1 protein-coding gene and 1 pseudogene are annotated in these 327 nt (G+C 51.7%); both read right to left on the minus strand.

The genetic code is table 11. From position 1 onward, the window contains the following. Positions 1–43 precede the first annotated feature (43 nt). Positions 44–232, minus strand: a pseudogene (locus ACQRA4_RS13940) (hypothetical protein); the annotation flags it as partial. Further along, positions 142–327, minus strand: a 186-nt coding sequence (locus ACQRA4_RS13945; protein WP_427823644.1) for a hypothetical protein, incomplete at its 5' end; no start/stop codon positions are given. The gene ACQRA4_RS13945 and the pseudogene ACQRA4_RS13940, both read right to left, overlap by 91 nt.

Raw genomic sequence — 327 nt, forward strand, 5'->3', positions numbered from 1 at the left:
GCTGGTTGACCGGAGGCATTACAAACAGCATGGAGTTTTGAATTCAGGCCGCCTTTTGCGCGTCCGATGCATCGGGAAAAGCCCCTTTTTTCAGCGGGCTCGCTGCTGTTCCGTGGGCCTTGAGATGGGTTGAGTCAGTCATCACGCGTGTTGTAGAGCCATTTTTCTCAACAAGTTCCGCAAAAATCTTATTAAAGACGCCCAATCGGCTCCAGCGGATAAAGCGATTGTAGAGAGTTTTGTATGGCCCATACTCACGCGGGGCATCTTTCCATTGCGGGCGTGCTTGATGACGTGGATAATCCCGCTGACGATACGTCTGTCATC

The sequence above is a fragment of the Desulfovibrio sp. SGI.169 genome, assembly GCF_050313595.1.
Taxonomy (GTDB): Bacteria; Desulfobacterota; Desulfovibrionia; order Desulfovibrionales; family Desulfovibrionaceae; genus Desulfovibrio.